Below are 3,234 nucleotides of genomic sequence, written 5' to 3' on the forward strand. Positions count from 1 at the left end.
CGCCTCGATCGACGCCACCCGGGTGGCCAAGGACGCGGCCTCGGCCTTCGCCGACGTGCCGCCCGCGACGTTCTCCACCGGCACCTCCCGGCCGAGCCCGGGGGCGGAGACGCTGCCGGAGGCGTACTCACAGGCCCTGAAGGCGGCCCGGGTGGGCCGCCAGCTCCACGGCCCCGGCGCGGTGGCCCACTTCGACCAGCTCGGGGTCTACCGCCTGCTGTCCCTGGTGAACGACACGGACGAGCTGCACGCGTTCGTCCGCGAGACGCTCGGGCCGCTGGCCTCCGACGACGACGCCGAGAACGCCGACCTCCGGCGCACCCTGCAGGTGCTCCTGGAGACCAACCTCAACGTGGCGGAGACGGCCCGGCGGTTGCACTTCCACTACAACACCCTGCGCTACCGGATCGGCAAGCTGGAGCGCCTGCTCGGCAACTTCACCGACGACCCCCACCTGCGCCTCAACCTGACCCTGGCCCTGCACGTGCTGCGGATGCGGGGGATCTAGGGTTGGGCCTGTGGACTTCGAACTGCGCTCCGAGTACATCCCGCTGTGCGACCTGCTGAAGTACTGCGGGATCACGGAGACGGGCGGGATGGCCAAGCACCTGATCGCCGAGGGTCTTGTGCTGGTGGACGGCGAGGTGGAGCTGCGTAAGCGGGCCAAGATCCGGTCGGGGCAGGTGGTGAGCGGGGAGGGCTTCTCGATCCGGGTCGAGTAGCGCGTCTCACAACCGAGTCGATCTCGTGTGCGCGAGGATTCCACTGGCCCCCGGCGCAGATTTGGCAGATCATGCCCGTGTAGCACCGTCCCGGCGGGCCTAATGTGCCCGCAACGGGACGTGCCGCCGGCCCAGCGCAACGCCCAGTACAAGAGGGGCTCTCATGGTTTTGGGATGGACCAAACACGGTGACGGCAAGCACCTGGCGCCCGGAGAGGTGGTCAGGCCCGACGAGCGGCTGAGCTGGCCCAGGATGGTGGGGTTCGGGGCGCAGCACGTGATCGCGATGTTCGGCGCGACGTTCGTCTTCCCCCTGGTGATGGGGCTGGATCCGAACGTCGCCGTGATGATGTCAGGCGTCGCGACGATCCTGTTCCTGCTGATCGTGAAGGGCAGGGTGCCCAGCTATCTCGGCACCAGCGCGTCCTTCGTCGGCGGGGTGTTCGCCATCAGGGCGGCGGCGGGCGGCGACACCGCGGGCGCGGACGCGATCGTGACCGGCGCCATCCTGGTCGCCGGCTTCGTGCTCGCGCTGGCCGGGCTGGCCATCCACTTCCTCGGCGTGCAGATCATCCACCGCGTCTTCCCTCCCGTCGTCACCGGCGCGGTCGTGATGCTGATCGGGTTCGGGCTGGCGTACGTGGTGGCGGACGTCTACTGGCCGCAGGACCACTGGGTCGCCCTCGTCACGATGCTGATCACGTTCCTGGTGATCGTGCTCTTCAAGGGGTTCATCGGGCGCATCGGGATCCTGATCGGGCTGATCGCCGGGTTCGTGCTCTCGTGGGTGCTCGACAAAGCGGCCGGGCCCATCACCTCTGTGCTGCCCGGCACCAATCTGCGCGACGCCGCCGGGGCCAGTTGCCCGGTCGAGGGCACGTACTGCGTGGCCACGGCCTTCCCGCACGATCGGGTGAACTTCGAGTCCGTGGCGAAGGCGGAGTGGATCGGGGTGCCGGACTTCCACGCTCCCGACTTCAAGACCTCGGCCGTGCTGCTGGTGCTGCCCGCCGTCATCGCGCTCATCGCGGAGAACATCGGGCACGTCAAGGCCGTCGGCGAGATGACCGGTGCCGACGTCGACCCGTACGTGGGCCGCGCCGTGGTGGCCGACGGCGTGGGCACCATGGTCGCCAGCGCGGTCGGCGGGTCGCCCACCACCACGTACGCCGAGAACATCGGCGTCATGGCCGCCACCAAGGTCTATTCGACCGCCGCCTACTACATCGCCGCCATCATCGCCATCCTCTTCGGCCTCTGTCCCAAGTTCGGCGCGCTCGTCGCGGCCACGCCGGGCGGCGTGCTCGGCGGCGTCACCGTCATCCTGTACGGGATGATCGGGCTGCTCGGCGCCAAAATCTGGATCGAGAACAGGGTGGACTTCGCCGATCCCGTGAACATGGTTCCCATCGGTGCGGGCATCATTCTGGCCATCGGACCTGTGAGCCACTTCGTCGGCGGGGACTTCACCCTGGAGGGCATCGCGCTCGGCACCATCGTGGTGCTGGGTGGATACCACCTGCTCCGGGCCATCGCCGATCGCCGCGCCGAGCCGGCCAGGAGCGAGGCCGGGTGAAGCCGGCGCCGTTCGAGTACCACGCTCCCCGCGATCTCGGCGAGGCGCTCCGGACGCTCGCGGAGGTGGGCGGGAAGGTGCTGGCCGGGGGGCAGAGTCTCATTCCCCTGATGAACATGCGGCTGGCGGCTCCCGCGCATCTCGTCGACATCAATCGCCTCCAGGAGCTGCAGGTCATGGAGGCGACGGAAGACGGTGTCCGGGTGGGGGCGGCCGTCAGGCACGCGCAGGTGGAGCGGGCCGAGGCGCATCCGCTGCTCACCAAGGCGCTCAAGCTGGTCGCGCATCCCGTGATCAGGAACCGGGGGACCGTGGTGGGCAGCCTCGTGCACGCCGACCCGGCCGCCGAGCTGCCCGCGGTGCTGGCCGTTCTGGGCGGCTCCGTACGGGTGGCCCGCTGGGACCAGCCGGTACGCGACGTGGGCGCGGAGGAGTTCTTCGTCGGCCCCATGGAGTCGGCGGTCCAGCCGGGCGAGCTGGCCGTGTCGGCATATTTCCCGGCATTGGGCGCGCGTACCGGGGCAGCATTCGAAGAGGTGGCCAGGCGGCACGGCGACTACGCGCTGGCGGGGGTCTGCGCCGTCGTCACGCTCGACGAGGACGGCCACGTCGAAGCCGCCAAGGTCGCCTGCATCGGCGTCGGCCCCGTGCCGGTCGTCGTGGACGTGACCGGCAGTCCTGAGGACGTGGCGCGAGTCGTACGGGAACGGGTCGAACCGGAAGGCGACATCCACGCGTCGGCCGCCTACCGCCGCCAGCTCGTGGGCGTGCTGGCCGAGCGGGCGCTGCGGAACGCGACCAGGGAGGCGGAGTCCCGTGGAGCATGAGATCACGCTCGTCGTGAACGGCACCGCGAGGCGGGTCCGCGTGCCCGCCCGCCGCCTGCTGTCCGACTGCCTGCGCCACGACCTCGGCCTGACCGGCACCCACGTCGGC

4 protein-coding genes are annotated in these 3,234 nt (G+C 70.1%); all 4 read left to right on the forward strand.

The window, feature by feature from the left end; all coding sequences use genetic code 11:
* A partial coding sequence (locus AB0J09_RS60265) for a helix-turn-helix domain-containing protein (protein WP_360712778.1) occupies window positions 1–508 on the forward strand: 508 nt, incomplete at its 5' end.
* Between the two features lie 10 nt (window positions 509–518).
* The gene (locus AB0J09_RS60270; RefSeq protein ID WP_360712781.1) at window positions 519–722 is read left to right on the forward strand and encodes an RNA-binding S4 domain-containing protein; all 204 of its coding nucleotides are present in this window, start codon (window positions 519–521) and stop codon (window positions 720–722) included.
* A gap of 163 nt (window positions 723–885) precedes the next feature.
* Window positions 886–2,298 (forward strand): solute carrier family 23 protein, encoded by a 1,413-nt coding sequence (locus AB0J09_RS60275; protein ID WP_360712784.1) that lies wholly within the window; start codon window positions 886–888, stop codon window positions 2,296–2,298.
* Entirely contained in the window at window positions 2,295–3,125 is an 831-nt protein-coding gene (locus AB0J09_RS60280) for an FAD binding domain-containing protein (RefSeq protein ID WP_360712787.1), read from the forward strand. Before AB0J09_RS60275 ends, AB0J09_RS60280 begins: the two co-directional genes overlap by 4 nt.
* Window positions 3,126–3,234: the final 109 nt, after the last annotated feature.

The sequence above is a fragment of the Nonomuraea sp. NPDC049784 genome (genome assembly GCF_040659615.1).
Classification (GTDB): Bacteria; Actinomycetota; Actinomycetes; order Streptosporangiales; family Streptosporangiaceae; genus Nonomuraea.

Coding starts and splice junctions, on each gene's coding strand:
- AB0J09_RS60275 (WP_360712784.1), top strand. CDS start 886: ATGGTTTTGGGATGGACCAAACACGGTGACGGCAAGCACCTGGCGCCC.